The sequence below is a fragment of the Actinomyces sp. genome, assembly GCF_030530635.1.
Classification (GTDB): domain Bacteria; phylum Actinomycetota; class Actinomycetes; order Actinomycetales; family Actinomycetaceae; genus Actinomyces.
Window position 1 is genome coordinate 15,553 of the sequence record NZ_JAUMUL010000012.1, and the last position, 15,625, is coordinate 31,177.

A 15,625-nucleotide genomic window follows, 5' to 3' on the forward strand; every position below is an offset into this window, starting at 1 on the left:
AGCCGGCTCCGGACCGGAGCTGTTAACGGCGGGGGCGAAGGGGATCACGCAGTCTTCTCCTGGGACTCACGCACATCCGCCCCGCCGACGACGACCAGCTGCGGTCGCGGCATGGGGGCCGGAACGGCAGGTGCTTCGGGAGCTGCGGTGGTCAGATGCGCACCCGCGGCGTCGAACACCAGGCGGACCCGCCCGGGGCGGTGAGGGCTGTGGAGGGTCCAGGTCAGGCGTTGCAGGTAGCCCTCCGTCAACTCCCGCGGCCCCTCCGCCTGCGTACGGCTACCCAGGGGAATGACGCCCGAGGCCGGGTCGTCTCCCGCTTGCAGGCGCAGCGGGGATGCGGTCAGGACACGCGCCCCCTCCCAGGGGAAGGGGGTGAGGATCAGGCAATGGCGCTCACGGGCTCGGGCCAGGGCAGTGCGCCGGTCGCGGGGCCGTAGCCGGGATGCGGCTGTTGCGGAGATGAGAAGGACGCTTACGCCGTCCAGCAGGGCTCCGAAGGCGGCGGTGAGCAGATCGGGCGGCAGGTCTGCGGCGGGGACTGCGAGCACCCGGGAAAGATCCATGCCGGCCTCGGCCGCGGCGCACCACCCCAACCCCTCACAGCCGATGACACCGCACCAGCCCGTTCGGCTCTGGCGGAGAGCGGCCAGGGCGAGAAGCGCCCCCACGGACCCGGTCAGAGCAACCACGCCGGCGGCCTCGGCGCCCACCGGCAGGAGCGAGTCGACCGCGGGCTCTCCTGGCGCCGGCACCGGGGCCGCGAGCGCGGTGGCGCCGTCTACGCGCACGCCCCGCTCGGTGCCGGCGAACACGTGAGCGACCCGCCCGGCCTCTCGGCCACGAAGACCGGCATGGTCCTCGGCCCGGGCGAGGGCGGCGCGGGCAGCGGCAAGACGATCCGCGCGCGACGCAATTGCGAGCGCCCGGGCGCTACGACGAGCCTGCCCCATGACTGTCCTCCTCCAACAGCAAGCATATCGAACACCCGTTCGATCCATTGTTGCAAGAATAGCCGTCCTCTCTGACACGTATCGCCTCGGGGTCAACGTCTACAGTGGTTGGTATCAGCCCGGTCGCCAGTCCGACCGGTCATCGCCCGATTCCGAGGAGCTCCGCCATGGCCGCAGATCTGACCCGCCCTCGCCCGCCCTTCCCCTACGACTCTCTTCCCACGCTTCCCGCCTTCACGTTGGCCTCCGCCGACCTCGTGGACGGTGAGCGCATGCCCGACTGCTTCACCGCGGTACACGACAACATCTCCCCCGAGCTGCACTGGTCGGGATTCCCGGCCGACACCCGTTCGTTCGTGGTCTCCTGCTTCGACCCGGATGCCCCCTCTCCGGCCGGATGGTGGCACTGGACGGTGCAGGACCTGGACGTATCAGTCACCTCCCTGGCGCAGGGCGTGGGAGAATCCGACCTCCGCCTTGACGGTGCCGCCTTCCACGCCGTCAACGACTCGGGCACGCACGCCTGGTCCGGCCCCTACCCGCCGGCGGGCGACGGCGACCACCGCTACATCTTCGCCGTGCACGCCCTGGACGTGGACACTCTCGGCCTGGACGACGACGCCTCGGCGACGACCGTGGCCGCTCAGTGCTCCTTCCACGCCATTGCCAGGGCGTTGCTGACGGTCACCTATTCCCAGCCGGGCGAGCCCGGCGTCGCCCCCTTCCTCCGGGATCCGCAGTGAATTCCCGACGCCCGCTCGCACTGGTCACGGGAGCCACTTCCGGCATCGGCCTGGCGGTATGCCGCGATCTGGCCCGGGACCATGATCTGGTTCTCGTGGCGCGCAGCGCCGAGAACCTGGAGTCGTGCGCCGGCGCGCTCAGAGCCGCCCACGCCGCCTCGGTCAGGAACCTGCCCTTGGACCTTACCGATGACGCGGCCGTGGCCACCGCGGTAGAGGACCTGGGCCTGGAGAGGCTCGACGTGCTCGTGCACTCGGCCGGCATGGAGTCCGCTGCCGCACTGGCCGAGCTAACTGCCGAGCAGTGGCGGAGGGTACTGGATTTGAATGTGGTCGCCCCGGCGCATCTGACCCGCCTGCTGCTGGACCCGTTACGCGGGGCGCGCGGGCTCGTGGTTCTTATCAACTCCGGCGGAGGGCTGCGCGTATGGCCGGGGCAGACCCTCTACTGCGCCTCCAAGCACGCGCTGCGGGCATTCGCCGACGGTTTGCGCGAGGAGGAACGCGGCCGTGTGCGCGTCACCACGATCTATCCCGGACGCGTGGACACCCCGATGCAGCGGCGCCTGCACCACAAGAATGCCTCCATGGTGGAGGGCGCCGCCGACGGCGGGGCGGGGCGTCCCTACCGCGCCGCGGATCATATGACGGCGCAGTCGGTGGCCGCGTCGGTGAGGGTGGCGGTTGATATGCCGCTGGATGCCGTCGTCGAGGACCTGTCACTCCGCCCCGGCCGGATGCTCTGAGGCGCCTGTCAGCCGGCGCCGGGGAAGCCGAGGCTGCGCCAGGCCTCATAAAGACCGATGGCGGCGGAGTTGGCCAGGTTGAGCGAGCGGCTGCCGGGAAGCATGGGGATGCGCACGCGGCCGGTGATGCGCGAGTGGTCCATGATCGGCTCGGGCAGGCCGGTGGGCTCGGGACCGAAGAGCAGGGCGTCATCCTCCTGCCAGGAGATGTCGGTATACAAGGTGGTGGTGTGGGCGGTGAAAGCGAAGATGCGCCCGGGCAGTTGTTTCAGGCAATCCTCCCAGGTGGCGTGCACGCGTGTACGGGCCAGGTCGTGGTAGTCAAGGCCGGCACGACGCAACTTGGCGTCGTCCATGTCGAACAGGGGGTCCACCAGGTGCAGCATGGCCCCGGTGTTGGCGCTCAGGCGGATGGCGGCACCGGAATTGCCCGGGATGCGGGGCTCGAAGAAGACGACGTGAAGCACGCGGGCCATCCTGCCACTGCCCCATCGGCATCCCGGCGCCGACGGGGCAGTGGGCCTGTCGCAGTGGGCGCGTAGCAGGCGGGTCCGTAGTGGCTCTCGGTGTGGGTCAGCCGAGCGCGTCCAGGACGACGTTGAGCCCCTCCCCCATGGTCGGGTGGGAGATGGGGGCGTCGCGCAGCTGCTGGAAGGGCATGTCGGCGAGCATGGCGAGTTGGACGGCGGTGATGACCTCGCCGGCGCTGTCACCGATGATGGCTGCGCCGAGGATCCGGTCGGTGTCGGCGTCGACAATCACCTTGTAGAACCCGGTTGTGGCACCCAGGGTCTTAGCGCGGGGAACGGCGGCGGTAGGGGTCTTGGCGACGCGCACCTTGTGCCCGGTGGCCCGCGCCTGGGCCTCGGTGAGGCCCACGTGCCCGAGTTCCGGGGTGGTGAACACGGTCCAGGGAATGATGCGGCCGGCAGTGGTGACCTCGCGTCCATCCAGTAGGTCCCGCAGCACGCGGAAGTCGTTCCAGGAGGCGTGGGTGAACATGGGGGTGCCGGCCACGTCCCCGGCGGCGTAGACGCCGTCGGCGGTGGTGCGCAGGTGGTCGTCGACGCACACGAATCCCCGCTCGGTCAGTTCCACCCCGGCCTTCTCCAGGCCCAGGCCGGCAGTGACGGGGGTGCGCCCCAGAGCCACCAGAAGGTGCGAGCCGGTGGCCTCGCGGCCGTCCTCGGTGCGCACCACCACCGGCCCCGAGCGGGCCGCGGAGCGCACGCCGCTCACACGGGCGCCGGTGAGGATCTCCACGCCGAGTCCCTCCAGCCCGGCCGCGATCTCCGCGGCGACATCGGCATCCTCCCGGTTCAGCACGTGGTCCCCGGAATGGAGCAGCGTGACGGGTACACCCAGCAGCCCCATCAGGGAGGCCATCTCCACACCGATGACACCGCCGCCGAGGATGAGCAGATGCCCGGGCAGTTCGGGCAGGGTGAGCAGGTCCTCGCTGGTCCAGTAGGGGGTGTCGACCAGGCCCGGAATGGCGGGGACGGTCGGGGTGGTACCGGTGTTGATCAGGACGCGCCGCCCCCGCACCCTGCGCGCGGCGCCGTCGGCGGTGGTGATCTCCACGGTACGCGGGGCTACGAAGCGCGCGGCGCCGCGCACGAAGTCCATGCCGGAGTCGGTGAACATGGTCTCGTGCGCCGCAACCATGCCGCCCACGACCTTCTCCTTGCGGGCCCGCAGTGCGGCCAGATCGATGTGGGCGCGGTTCAGCAGCGCGGTGTCGTCGCGGGAGCTGGAGTCATCGGCGCCTAACTCGGGCAGAGCCACGCCGTAGGCGGCCGCACCCCGCACCTGATGCAGAACACGCGCGGAGGAGATCAGCGTCTTGGTGGGTATGCAGGCGACGTTGATGCAGGTGCCGCCGACCTTGTCGCGCTCAACCATGACGACGGTATCACCCTTGCGGGCACGCGCCATGGCGAGCGACTTGCCGGCCTTGCCCCCTCCTACTACCAGGAGGTCGACTTCCTCAACTTGCGGGGATGCGGTGACGGCGATGTCGTCCATTAAGTTCTCCTCGGTCCTGCCTCGGTCTGTAGTTGTCGCAGGTGGCAACGCCGCGCATGGCGCAGTTCATTCCCAATGCGGATGACGCTTGGCGACCACGGTCACCGCTGCGAGGTGACGGCGCCGTAGACTCTTCGCGAAATCCCTTCCAGCGCCGGCCCCGTCCGCCGCCCGGAACCACCATCCAGGACTGAGAGGTTGTCCGTATGTCCGAGTTGCGTGAACCCGCCACCGTCTTCGCCCAGACACTCGGCTGGCAGTCCGCCCTGAAGCGCACGGACCTGCTCGCCCCGCCCGTCGCCGCCGCACTCCAGGCCCTCGCCGACACCCCGCCGGGACGGGACCTGGCCGCTGCGGCGCAGGTGGTGGAGATCGATCCGGCCCTGTCGGATACGGATGCACTCAGCGCTGAGTACTCGTTGAATCCGGAGGCCACCGGCAACTGCGTACTGGTTGCTGGTAAGCGCACCGGCGAGCGGCGCGTGGCCGCCTGCGTGGTGCGGGCGAACGACTTCGCCGACGTCAACCACCTGGTAAAGAACCTGCTCGACGTGCGCAAGGCCTCCTTCCTGCCCATGGAGCAGGCCGTGGAACTCTCCGGCATGGCCTACGGCGGCATTACTCCGGTAGGCCTGCCCACGCAGTGGCGGTTGCTGATCGACGCACAGGTGGCGGCACGGGACACGGTGCTCATCGGCTCGGGCGTGCGCCACTCCAAGCTGCTGGTTCCCGGAGCCCTGCTGGCCGCACTGCCCGGCGCCGAGGTGATCGAGGGCCTGGGCGTGACCCCCGCCTGAAACCGGTCAAAGCGCTTCAGCTCAACTCCGGGACCATCTCGATGGCACCGCAGGGGCACTCCTCCACACAGATTCCGCAGCCCTTGCAGTAGTCGTAGTTGAAGGCGTAGCGCCGCCCCGGCTCCAGCTTGATGACGGCATTGTCCGGGCACACCCCGTAGCAGTTGTCACACTCGAAGCAGTTGCCGCAACTCATGCAGCGCCGCGCCTCGAACAGCGCGTCATCCGCGCCGAGGCCCTGGACCACCTCGTCGAAGGTCTGGGAGCGGCGGGCCCCCTCCAGCCGCTCGCGCACCTGCTGCGGGGCGTCGGAGTAGTACCAGGAGTTAATGGCGCCGATGTCGGCGAGCCGGGGGCGGACCGGGTGCCGGTAGACCTCACCGCGCAGGTAGGCATCTATGGCACGGGCGGCCTGCTTGCCGTGCCCGATTCCCACCGTGACGGTGCGCTGGGAGGGCACCATGTCACCGCCTGCGAACAAGCCCGGGTGGCCGGTCATGAACTGCTCATCTACCTGCACCACGCCATCCTTGATCGTCAACCCTGACACCCCGTCAACCAGTCCCAGGTCGGACTCCTGGCCCAGGGCCAGGACCAGCGAGTCGGCGGCCAGATCCTCGAATTCACCGGTGGGCTGTGGGAAACCGGTCTCGTCCAGTTCCATCTTCTCGATGCGCAGCTGTCCGGCGGCGGCGTGTTGAACGGTGGACAGCCACCGCATCTGGATGCCCTCCTCCAGGGCCTCGACCACTTCGGAGTCGTGGGCGGGCATGCGCTCGCGGGTGCGCCGGTAGACGATAATCGCCTCCTCAGCGCCCAGACGCCTGGCAGTGCGGGCTGCGTCGACCGCGGTGTTGCCGCCGCCGTAGACCACCACGCGGCGGCCCAGCATGAGTTGGTCGCCTACCGGCACGCCGTCGGCCTCACCTGCGCCCGCCACGTCCTTGAGCATGGTGACCGCGTCGAGGATGCGGGCGGTATCACCGGCCGGGATGTAGGCGCGTCGGCCGACCTGGGCGCCGATGGCCAGGAACACGGCGTCGAACTCGCCGGAAGACAGTTCCGGTGCGATGCGATCCACCCTGCTGTCCAGGATGAAACGGACCCCCATGGCCTCAATGCGGGCGATCTCGGCATCGAGCACATCCCGGGGCAGGCGATAGGCGGGGATGCCGTAACGCATCATGCCGCCGGCCTTGGGGGCAGCGTCGCGGATGATGACGGCGTGGCCGCGGCGGCGCAGCTGATAGGCGGCGCTCAGACCGGCCGGGCCGGCGCCCACCACGAGTACGCGCTTACCGGTATCCGGCTCGCACGGGTCGGGCATCCACCCCTGGCGCAGCGCCTGGTCGCCCAGGAAGCGCTCGACGGCGTTTATGCCGACCGCCTCGTCAACCTGGCCGCGATTGCAGGCGGTCTCGCAGGGGTGGTAGCACACACGTCCCATGACGGCGGGCAGCGGGTTGTCGCGCATGATGGTGCGCCAGGCCCGCTCATATGAGCCATCCTCGGCGTTGTAGAGCCACTTCTGAACGTTCTCCCCGGCGGGACAGGCATCGTTGCAGGGCGGCAGGAAGTCGCGATACACGGGACGCTCCACCCGCCAGGCACCGGTCTTGTTGACCAGGGAGGAGGCCGTATCCAGGGTGATGGCGAAGGGACGGAGCTTTCCCCCACCGCCCCCTCCGGGTGCGGTTTCAGGCGTAGAAACAGCAGTCATGTCAGTCCTCCTCGGGGGCATCGTTGAGGTCGGCGCGTGCACCCAGGGTGGAGACGAGGCCGGTGGCCTTGTCATTCAGGACCGGCGGCAGGTCGGTCCGGTTCAGCAGACCGTAGCGGCGGATATTGCGGTCGGCGAGGGCCTGGATGCGACTGATGGTCTGTTCATCCCGGGTGGGGCGGAACAGGTGGGCGTAGCGGCGCTGGAGCACGAGATAGTCCTCCACCGGAACCTGACGGCGAATGTGGCTGACCCCGGTGACCTCACCATGCTCGGCCTCGAAGACGGGGAACAGCCCCGATTCGACCGCCAAGCGGGCGATGCGCACGGTGTGCGAGGACTTCGTTCCCCAGCCCAGGGGGCAGGGAACGAACACGTGGATATACCGAGGGCCGTGCAGGCCCATGGCGTAGGCGACCTTGCGTTCCAGATCGTGCAGGTCCGCGACAGTGGCCGTGGCCACGTAGGGAATCTCGTGGGCCATGGCGATGCGGGGCACGTCCTTGCCCTGGCCGAATACATTGCCCGGCGCCTCCCCCACCGCCTGGGTGGTGGCGGTACGGGCCGCCGGCGGAGTGGCTCCCGAACGCTGAACCCCGGTGTTCATGTAGGCCTCGTTGTCGTAGCAGACGTACAGGACGTCGTCTCCGCGTTCGAACATCCCCGACAGGCAGCCGAAACCGATGTCCACGGTGCCGCCGTCGCCGCCCTGGGCGACCACCCGGATGTCCTCGCGTCCCAGAGCTTTGAGCCCTGTGGCCACACCGGTGGCGACGGCGGGGGCGTTGCCGAACAGGGAGTGGAGCCAGGGCAGGCGCCAGGCGGACTCGGGATAGGGCGAGGAGAAGACCTCCAGGCAGCCGGTGGCGTTGACGGTGACCACGCGGCCGCCGGCGTCCTCGGCGGCCGCCGTGGCGGCATCGAGCACGTAGCGGGCTCCCAGTGCCTCTCCGCAGCCCTGGCAGGCGCGGTGCCCGGAGGTGAGCGAGTTGTGCCGCTCCCGGCTGGACTGTAGGGAATGGACCTCCGGCAGGAGTCGATTGCCCACCGCGAAGGAGCCCACCTGGTAGAAGCGCACCCGATTCCCCGCTGCCGGTGATGGCGGGGCGGTAGTGGATGGCGTTGTGGTAGTCATGGTGCGGCTCCTTCCGTACGCGGGCCGACAGCCGCCAGGTGGGCGGCGATGGCCTCCTCATCCAGGTCCAGGAACTCCAGCGGGGCGAGCTCGCCGCGATCTGCACGGCGCAGGACCTCTGCCAGGGACGCCGAGGTGATCTCGCGCCCGCCCAGACCCGCGGCCACCGTGGCCAGGGCAACCTCGCCGGCGCGGTCCCACAGGACCCGGCGCAGGTCCTCCTCGACGACGCCGCCACGCCCCGGCGAGAAGGCCCGTTCCAGGCTCACCACCCGTTTGGCCCCGGCCAGTGCACGTGCCATGGCGGCCTCCGGGAAGGGCCGGAATGAGGTCAGTGACACCAGCCCGACCGCCACGCCGTCGTCCCACAGGGTGTCAATGACGTCCTTGACCGTTCCGGTCACCGATCCCAGGGCTACCACCACGGTTTCGGCCCCCTGCGTGCGATAGGTGTGGAGGAGCCCTCCGGAGTCCCGGCCGAAGGACTCGGCGAACTCCCGTCCCACCCTTTCAATCACCTCGATCGCGGCCTGCTGCTTGTGGTGCGCCAGATAGCGGACCTCGGTGAAGGCCTCGGGCCCCACCATCGCGCCAATGGTCATGGGATCATCCGGGTCGAGGGATTGGACCGGATGGAACGGGGGCAGGAAGGCGTCCACCTGGTCCTGCTCGGGCACATCCACACGCTCCACAGCATGAGTCAGCACGAAACCATCCATGCAGACCATCACCGGCAGGCTCAGCTCCTCGGCGATACGGAAGGCCTGGACATGCAGGTCCGCGGCTTCCTGGTTATCCGCTGCGAAGAGCTGGAGCCAACCGCAATCGCGCTGGCTCATGGTGTCGGACTGATCGTTCCAGATGTTGATGGGAGCGCCGATGGCCCGGTTGGCCACGGTCATGACAATGGGCAGCCCCAGGCCGGCCGCGTTGTAAACTGCCTCCGCCATGAACAGCAGGCCCTGCGAGGCGGTGGCTGTGTAGGCACGGGCACCCACGGCACTGGCACCGATGGCTACCGACTGAGCGGCGAACTCGGACTCGACATTGACGTACTCGCTGCTCAGCTCCCCCACCTTGACCAGCCGGGAGAGCTCTTCCACGATGTGCGTCTGAGGCGAGATGGGGTAGGCGCACACCACGCCCGGGCGGCAGGCGGCCACAGCGGCCGCCACCGCCTTCGACCCCTCGATCTCACGCAGCACCGGTCTCCTCCTCGTGGTTGTAGCCGGCCCGGGGATCAGCCCCGGAGAGCTTGCGGGCCAGTTTGTCCGCAACGATCCTGTGGGCGGCCCGGGCGGCGGCGATATTGCGCTCACCCACCGTTCCCGGGAAGCGGTCCGCGATGGCGGCACAGACGGACTCGATGCCGAGCACATCGGTGACGGCGGTGAAGGCCCCCAGCAGGACGGCGTTGGGCAGGGGACGCCCCAGATGTTCCATGGCCAGATCCGTGGCCGGCACGGTGAGACGGTGTGCCGGAGGGACAGCGGCGACGGTGTCAGGGTCCAGGTCGAAAGTGGCGAAGCGCCGCGAGGAGTTGATGAGTGCATAGCCGCCCGTGCGCAAGCCCCCGAAGACATCAATGGCGCCCAGCAGGGTGGGATCCTGGACGATTACCGCATCCGGCGTGAGCACGGGTTCATGGGTGCGTATCGGACGGGTGTCGATGCGGCAGTAGGAGACCACCGGTGCTCCCGTACGCTCGGAGCCGAAGGACGGGAAGGCCTGGGCATGGCGTTCCTCCTTGAAGGCGGCGTACGCCAGCAGGTCCGCCGCGGTCACCACCCCTTGACCACCGCGGCCGTGGATACGTATCTGGAACATCGGGCCTCCTCGCCCGACGCCGGTCGGCGTCGTGCTCACTCATCACCGACTTTATGACACCCAGTCCGAACCGTGAACACACTCACACACGGAATCTCATAAGGAGTGTTTTTTGTCCGGTCAATTCCATGTACACACGCAGGTGTCGCGGACGCCCGATAAGCGGCTCCCCCGGCGGCCTCGCCGCCGCCGTCGACTTCCGGACGCGCCCGGTAGCGGAAGCGAGGCAACCGCATGTCTCCGCCGTTACGGGGAGCCGATCCGGTAGTGTTGGCCGGCCGGTCCCGCGGTCAAGCAGGCGGATTCGAGCTCATCGGACCGCCCTCAGTGGCGTATCCAGCCAGGGCCTACCACAGGGAGAGCGAGGCAAGCCGGGCTCACACTGCTCGCGCCTATCGCAATATTGCTCGACACGCCGAAAACCGCGTGACCGCACCAGAAAGGCAACGTTGTATTTACGTAATTGACGGTGCGCGGCGAGAGCGACCGGCCCGGAGGATTCTGCACGGAGCCACCGGCACGGCGAGGCAACCGCGACTTCTCCGCGTGCACATGCGGGAACTACGCGTCGGCTGTGCAGGTGCGGCCGGTGGATGTGGCGGGCGAGGGGCCACGCCCTGACCCACGGCTGGGACGCCCTGACCTGAGGCTTCGGGCGCGATGCGGGTCGTGTCAGCTGCCGGTCCCCATCCTTGTAACCCAACCCCAGCGCGACCAACTCCACAGCCCCCACCTGCCCTGAAGATGTTCGGTAAACCGCTAAGTGGCGTGGCAGACCCCTAACAGGCGCAGCGCACAACCCCATCGCCAAGCACGGGCCAACAACCGCGCCCCCGGGTGCGGCCCCCGGTGTGCATCTGGGATGTCGTAACGATTCCTTATCGCGTTTGCTCCTGGCGAACTCGTTAGCCGCGCCACCTGGTCGCAGGCCGCTCCACCACCACGAGTCACGCCGATCCATGCCGGCCCTACACTGTCCGCCCCAGCGCTATCCTCGTGAGCCAGGGTCACGTACTTCCACCCTATCTCACACGCCTCAATCCGCATTCCCGTACGAGGCGCAGGCGGACGACCGGAGCCCGCAGGCACACGATTGGGAGCGCCCAAGCGGACTCCAGCCCGCTCCCCATACCTCATCCATTGTCGTCTCCTCTCCCTTCGCGCACCTCATCCGCGCCAGTGACACCGGTATTCGGTCTGCCCGAACTGAGTCGGCCAAGCACCGAGACAGGCAAGATACTGACGCAATCGCGAAATGTGCGCTGCGGGGGTGTGGAGAGCGCCCGCGGCACCTGGCATGAAACACGCCTGTGGACGCCGGTGCACCCTCCGCTGAAAACCGGGACTGTGGCGGGCGGGCCGAGTCCTACCGCTGGTCGCCGCGAGCCAGGCCCCGCAGCACGTACTGCAGGATGCCGCCGTTGCGGAAGTAGTCCGCCTCGCCGGGAGTGTCGATGCGCACGGCCGCCTCGAAGGTGACCTCGCCGCCGTCGGCACGCCGGGCGGTGACCGTCACCGTGCGGGGGGTGACGCCCTCATTCAGGGCCGTCAGGCCGGTGATCGAGAAGCTCTCGGTGCCGTCCAGACCCAGTGAGGCCGCCGACTCGCCGACGGGGAACTGCAGCGGCACCACGCCCATGCCGATCAGGTTGGAGCGGTGGATGCGCTCGAAGGACTCGGCGATGACCGCCTTGACCCCCAGCAGCGCCGTGCCCTTGGCCGCCCAGTCGCGTGAGGAGCCGGAGCCGTACTCCTTGCCGCCCAGCACCACCAGCGGCACACCCGCGGCCTGGTAGGCCTGGGAGGCGTCGAAGATCGATTCGGTCTGGCCGGTGAGGAAGTTGCGGGTGTATCCGCCCTCCACCCCGTCGAGCAGCTGGTTGCGCAGCCGAATGTTGGCGAAGGTGCCGCGGATCATGACCTCGTGGTTGCCGCGGCGCGAGCCATAGGAGTTGAAGTCCTTGCGCGCCACCCCGTGGGCGGCCAGGTAACGGCCGGCCGGGGAGTCAGCCTTAATGGCGCCGGCCGGGGAGATGTGGTCGGTGGTAACCGAGTCACCCAGCAGAGCGAGCACACGAGCACCGGTCACATCCTCCACGGGGGTCAGCTCCATGGTCAGGCCCTCGAAGAAGGGGGCCTTGCGCACGTAGGTGGAGTCCTCGTCCCAGGTGAAGGTCTCACCGGTGGGGGTGTCCAGGCCCTGCCAGCGCGCATCGCCGGTGAAGACGTCGGCGTAGTCGCGGGTGTACATCTCCCGGTCGATGGTCGCGTCGATGACGGCCTGCACCTCGGTGGGGTCCGGCCAGATGTCGGCCAGGAACACGTCCCGCCCCTCATCGTCCTGGCCCAGAGGCTCGGTGGCGAAGTCGAAGTCCATGGTGCCGGCCAGGGCGTAGGCGATCACCAGCGGCGGGGAGGCCAGGTAGTTCATCTTCACGTCGGGGTTGATGCGCCCCTCGAAGTTGCGGTTGCCGGACAGCACCGACACGACCGCCAGGTCAGCATCGTTGACAGCCGCCGACACCTCGGCGGGCAACGGCCCGGAGTTTCCGATGCAGGTGGCGCAGCCGTAGCCGACCACGTTGAAGCCCAGCGTGTTCAGAGCGGGCCACAGCCCGGCCTTCTCGTAATAGTCCGTAACCACCTGGGAGCCGGGGGCGGTTGAGGTCTTCACCCACGGCTTGGAGCGCAGTCCCTTGGCGACGGCGTTGCGGGCCAGCAGCCCGGCCGCCACCATCACCGACGGGTTGGAGGTGTTGGTGCAGGAGGTGATCGAGGCGATGGCCACATGACCGTGATCGAGGGTGACCTGCGTGCCGTCCGCGAGCGCCACCGGTGTGGGCTTGTGGGCCTCGGCGGCGTACGTCGGCAGGGTCTTCTCGAAGGAGGCCTTCGAGTCGGACAGCTCAATGCGGTCCTGGGGGCGCTTGGGGCCGGCGATGGAGGGCACCACGGTGGACAGGTCCAACTCGAGGTACTCGGAGTAGGTCGCCTGCCGGGACGGATCGTGCCACAGGCCCTGCGTCTTGGTGTACTCCTCAACCAGGCGGATGTTCTCCTCGGAACGGCCCGTCAGGCGCAGGTAGTCCAGGGTGACGTCGTCGATGGGGAAGATCGCCGCGGTGGAGCCGAACTCGGGGCTCATATTGCCGATGGTGGCTCGGTTGGCCAGCGGCACCGCGGCCACACCCTCGCCGTAGAACTCCACGATCTTGCCGACCACGCCGTGCGCGCGCAGCATCTGGGTAATGGTGAGCACCACATCCGTGGCGGTGGCCCCGGCGGGGATGGACCCGGAGAGTTTGAAACCGACCACGCGCGGGATCAACATGGATACCGGCTGGCCGAGCATGGCGGCCTCCGCCTCAATGCCGCCCACTCCCCAGCCGAGCACGCCCAGGCCGTTGACCATGGTGGTGTGAGAGTCTGTGCCCACGCAGGTGTCCGGATAGGCCTGGGTGACGGGAGCGCCGTCGGCCCCCGTGATCTCCCGAGTGAAGACGGTGCGGGCAAGGTACTCGATGTTGACCTGGTGCACGATGCCGGTACCCGGGGGGACCACCCGGAAGTTCGCCAGCGCCCCCTGCCCCCAGCGCAGGAACTGGTAGCGCTCAGCGTTGCGCTCGTACTCGCGCTCCTTGTTGCGCTCCAGGGAGCTGGTCAGGCCGAAGGAGTCGATCTGGACGGAGTGGTCGATGACCATCTCCGCGGGGGCCAGCGGGTTGATGACCTCCGGGTCACCCCCCAGGTCCGCCACCGCCTCACGCATAGTGGCCAGGTCCACGATGCAGGGCACGCCGGTGAAGTCCTGCATGACCACCCGCGCCGGGGTGAACTGGATCTCGGTGTCGGGCTCGGCGGTGGGATCCCAGGAGGCCAGGGCGCGCACGTGGTCGGCGGTGACGTTGGCGCCGTCCTCGGTGCGCAGCAGGTTCTCCGCCAGTACCTTCAGGGCGTAGGGAAGGGGCTCCAGACCGGCGACGGCGTCGAGCCGGTAGATCTCATAGGGGCGCCCGTCCACGTCGAGGATGGTGCGGGCGTTGAAGGTGTCGAGACTGGTCAAGTTCATTCCTGTTCCTGCTAGTGCGCGGCGGCGCACGGGATGCGCTGAGGCGGGATTGGCTGCTGATCACGGTAGCGGACCAGGCTTCATGCGGTGTCAACACGGGCCGCACCGCCTCCCGAGCGCCACGGCATACGCCACACGTGAGTGACGAAAACGGGCCGGCGTCCCGGGCGTGCGGCTCAGCTGCGCTCCAGCACCGCGATGGTCTCGAAGTGGTGGGTGTGGGGGAACATGTCCAGGGCGCTCATGGCGACCGGCCGATAACCGGCTTTCAGGAAGGCGCCCAGGTCACGGGCCAGTGCGGCCGGGTCGCAGGCGACCATGACCACCCGGCGGGGAGTCAAGGCGGCCACGGCTTGGATTATTCCGCGGCCCGCACCCCGCCGCGGCGGGTCGAGGACCACGACGTCGGCGTTCCTCCCCGTGGCAGCGTCGCCGGCGGTGAAGTGCCCCAACCGGGAGACCGCCTCCGGGGTGACACGACCGGCGGCCAGCTCCGCATCGGCATAGTCGTGCAGGGTGCGACGGGCGTCACCGACGGCGCGCGTGTCTCCCTCCAGGGAGTGCACCGCGCCAGTTAGGGCTACGAGCGGCAAGGTGAACAGGCCGGCCCCGGAGTACAGCTCGAGCACGCGAATGCCGCCTGTGCGCGCGGGGTCAAGCGGGGCGTCACCGGGGCGGGTACCGGAGGCGGTCGGCTCTTCGGCGAGCGCGGCACGCACCACCCGGTCAACAAGTACGGCAGGGGCCTGCCGGTGAGCCTGCCAGAAGCCGTCGGCGTGCACCGAGTAGCGCAGTAGTCCCAGACCGAGGCCGGAGGCATTGACGACCTCGCCGACCCGCCGGCGACCCGTGGAGCGACCGGAGCCGGTCAGCACCGTGGTGGTCCGACTGGGATCATCCGGATCCTCCAGCAGGACCAGCGGATCGCCTTCGGATGGTGCAACGGCATTCACGCGCATGCCGGGCCGGAAGTGCTTGCGCCACAGGGCGCGTTCGGTGAGTCCCAGATCCTGGATGGAACGCACCGCCAGTGGCAGGCCGCGTACGGGCAGAACGGTGCCGCTGCGGAATCCGTGCATGCCGGCCTCGCCCCCATCGGTGACGGTCAGGGACACTCGAGTGCGGGTGCCGGTACCGGCACGGGCGCGCACGCGCGGGTCGGGGTCGGCCTCGGCGGCCGCATCCCCCGGCATGGGCTCGATCGGCACGGCACTTCCCGTGGCGCCGGGCAGGGCCGCTACGGCCTCGACGACCTCTCCACCACCGATGCGGCGTAGGCAGTCAGCCAGCACCCACCGCTTCCAGGTGCGCTGTGCCGGCAGGGCGACATGGGACAGTTCTCCGCCTCCCACTCCCCCGGGGCCGGCCTCCTCCCAGACCGGACGCACGCGGTCCGGCGAAGGAGTCAGGATCTCAACCGCGTCGGCGCGCCAAAGCTTGGCATTCTTCTCCGTCATCACGGCCCGCACGGTCTCGCCCGGCAGAGCGTGGCGGACGAAGACTACGCGCCCGGATGGGTCGTCGACGGGACGCGCAACGCAGTGGCCGCCGTGGGCGGGGGCGCCGACGGCGAGGGTGAGGTACTCCGGCATCGCGGGAGTGGTGGC

At 69.0% G+C, this 15,625-nt stretch carries 12 protein-coding genes; 3 read left to right on the forward strand and 9 right to left on the reverse strand.

The genetic code is table 11. The annotated features are described in order from the left end of the window. Window positions 1-44 precede the first annotated feature (44 nt). Window positions 45-953, reverse strand: a complete 909-nt coding sequence (locus tag Q4A20_RS04685; protein ID WP_303120838.1) for a hypothetical protein — start codon at window positions 951-953, stop codon at window positions 45-47. A 167-nt stretch (window positions 954-1,120) separates the two neighbouring features. Here Q4A20_RS04685 and Q4A20_RS04690 point away from each other — a divergent pair, with 167 nt between their 5' ends. Together Q4A20_RS04690 and Q4A20_RS04695 are read left to right on the forward strand one after the other, a co-directional pair. Further along, window positions 1,121-1,696, forward strand: a complete 576-nt coding sequence (locus tag Q4A20_RS04690; protein WP_303120839.1) for a YbhB/YbcL family Raf kinase inhibitor-like protein — start codon at window positions 1,121-1,123, stop codon at window positions 1,694-1,696. Beyond that, window positions 1,693-2,442, forward strand: a complete 750-nt coding sequence (locus tag Q4A20_RS04695; RefSeq protein ID WP_303120840.1) for an SDR family oxidoreductase — start codon at window positions 1,693-1,695, stop codon at window positions 2,440-2,442. Before Q4A20_RS04690 ends, Q4A20_RS04695 begins: the two co-directional genes overlap by 4 nt. Window positions 2,443-2,450: 8 nt before the next feature. On the opposite strand, the gene Q4A20_RS04700 is transcribed toward Q4A20_RS04695, so the two are convergent. Both Q4A20_RS04700 and Q4A20_RS04705 read right to left on the reverse strand, forming a co-directional pair. Then, window positions 2,451-2,909 (reverse strand): tRNA (cytidine(34)-2'-O)-methyltransferase, encoded by a 459-nt coding sequence (locus Q4A20_RS04700; RefSeq protein WP_303120841.1) that lies wholly within the window; start codon window positions 2,907-2,909, stop codon window positions 2,451-2,453. 106 nt (window positions 2,910-3,015) lie between these two features. Beyond that, window positions 3,016-4,470, reverse strand: coding sequence for an NAD(P)/FAD-dependent oxidoreductase (locus Q4A20_RS04705; RefSeq protein ID WP_303120842.1), 1,455 nt, complete (start codon window positions 4,468-4,470; stop codon window positions 3,016-3,018). A gap of 206 nt (window positions 4,471-4,676) precedes the next feature. On the opposite strand from Q4A20_RS04705, the gene Q4A20_RS04710 reads away from it, so the two are divergent. Further along, window positions 4,677-5,267 (forward strand): YbaK/EbsC family protein, encoded by a 591-nt coding sequence (locus Q4A20_RS04710; protein WP_303120844.1) that lies wholly within the window; start codon window positions 4,677-4,679, stop codon window positions 5,265-5,267. 16 nt (window positions 5,268-5,283) lie between these two features. Here the strand turns inward: Q4A20_RS04710 and Q4A20_RS04715 are convergent, their stop codons facing one another. From Q4A20_RS04715 to Q4A20_RS04740, 6 genes are all read right to left on the reverse strand, one after another. Beyond that, the gene (locus Q4A20_RS04715; protein ID WP_303120846.1) at window positions 5,284-6,987 is read right to left on the reverse strand and encodes an NAD(P)-binding protein; all 1,704 of its coding nucleotides are present in this window, start codon (window positions 6,985-6,987) and stop codon (window positions 5,284-5,286) included. Between the two features lies 1 nt (window position 6,988). Next, complete coding sequence (locus tag Q4A20_RS04720; RefSeq protein WP_303120848.1) at window positions 6,989-8,122, reverse strand: thiamine pyrophosphate-dependent enzyme; 1,134 nt, start codon at window positions 8,120-8,122, stop codon at window positions 6,989-6,991. Continuing rightward, window positions 8,119-9,327 (reverse strand): pyruvate ferredoxin oxidoreductase, encoded by a 1,209-nt coding sequence (gene porA / locus Q4A20_RS04725; RefSeq protein WP_303120850.1) that lies wholly within the window; start codon window positions 9,325-9,327, stop codon window positions 8,119-8,121. The genes Q4A20_RS04720 and porA overlap by 4 nt, the downstream gene beginning before the upstream one ends. Continuing rightward, a complete protein-coding gene (locus Q4A20_RS04730; RefSeq protein WP_303120852.1) occupies window positions 9,317-9,949 on the reverse strand; it encodes a 2-oxoacid:acceptor oxidoreductase family protein in 633 nt (210 codons plus the stop codon). The genes porA and Q4A20_RS04730 overlap by 11 nt, the downstream gene beginning before the upstream one ends. A 1,366-nt stretch (window positions 9,950-11,315) precedes the next feature. After that, window positions 11,316-14,012 carry an aconitate hydratase AcnA gene (gene acnA, locus Q4A20_RS04735; RefSeq protein WP_303120900.1) on the reverse strand — a complete coding sequence of 899 codons (2,697 nt, stop codon included), beginning with the start codon at window positions 14,010-14,012 and terminating at the stop codon, window positions 11,316-11,318. Between the two features lie 182 nt (window positions 14,013-14,194). Beyond that, complete coding sequence (locus Q4A20_RS04740; RefSeq protein WP_303120902.1) at window positions 14,195-15,610, reverse strand: class I SAM-dependent RNA methyltransferase; 1,416 nt, start codon at window positions 15,608-15,610, stop codon at window positions 14,195-14,197. Window positions 15,611-15,625: the final 15 nt, after the last annotated feature.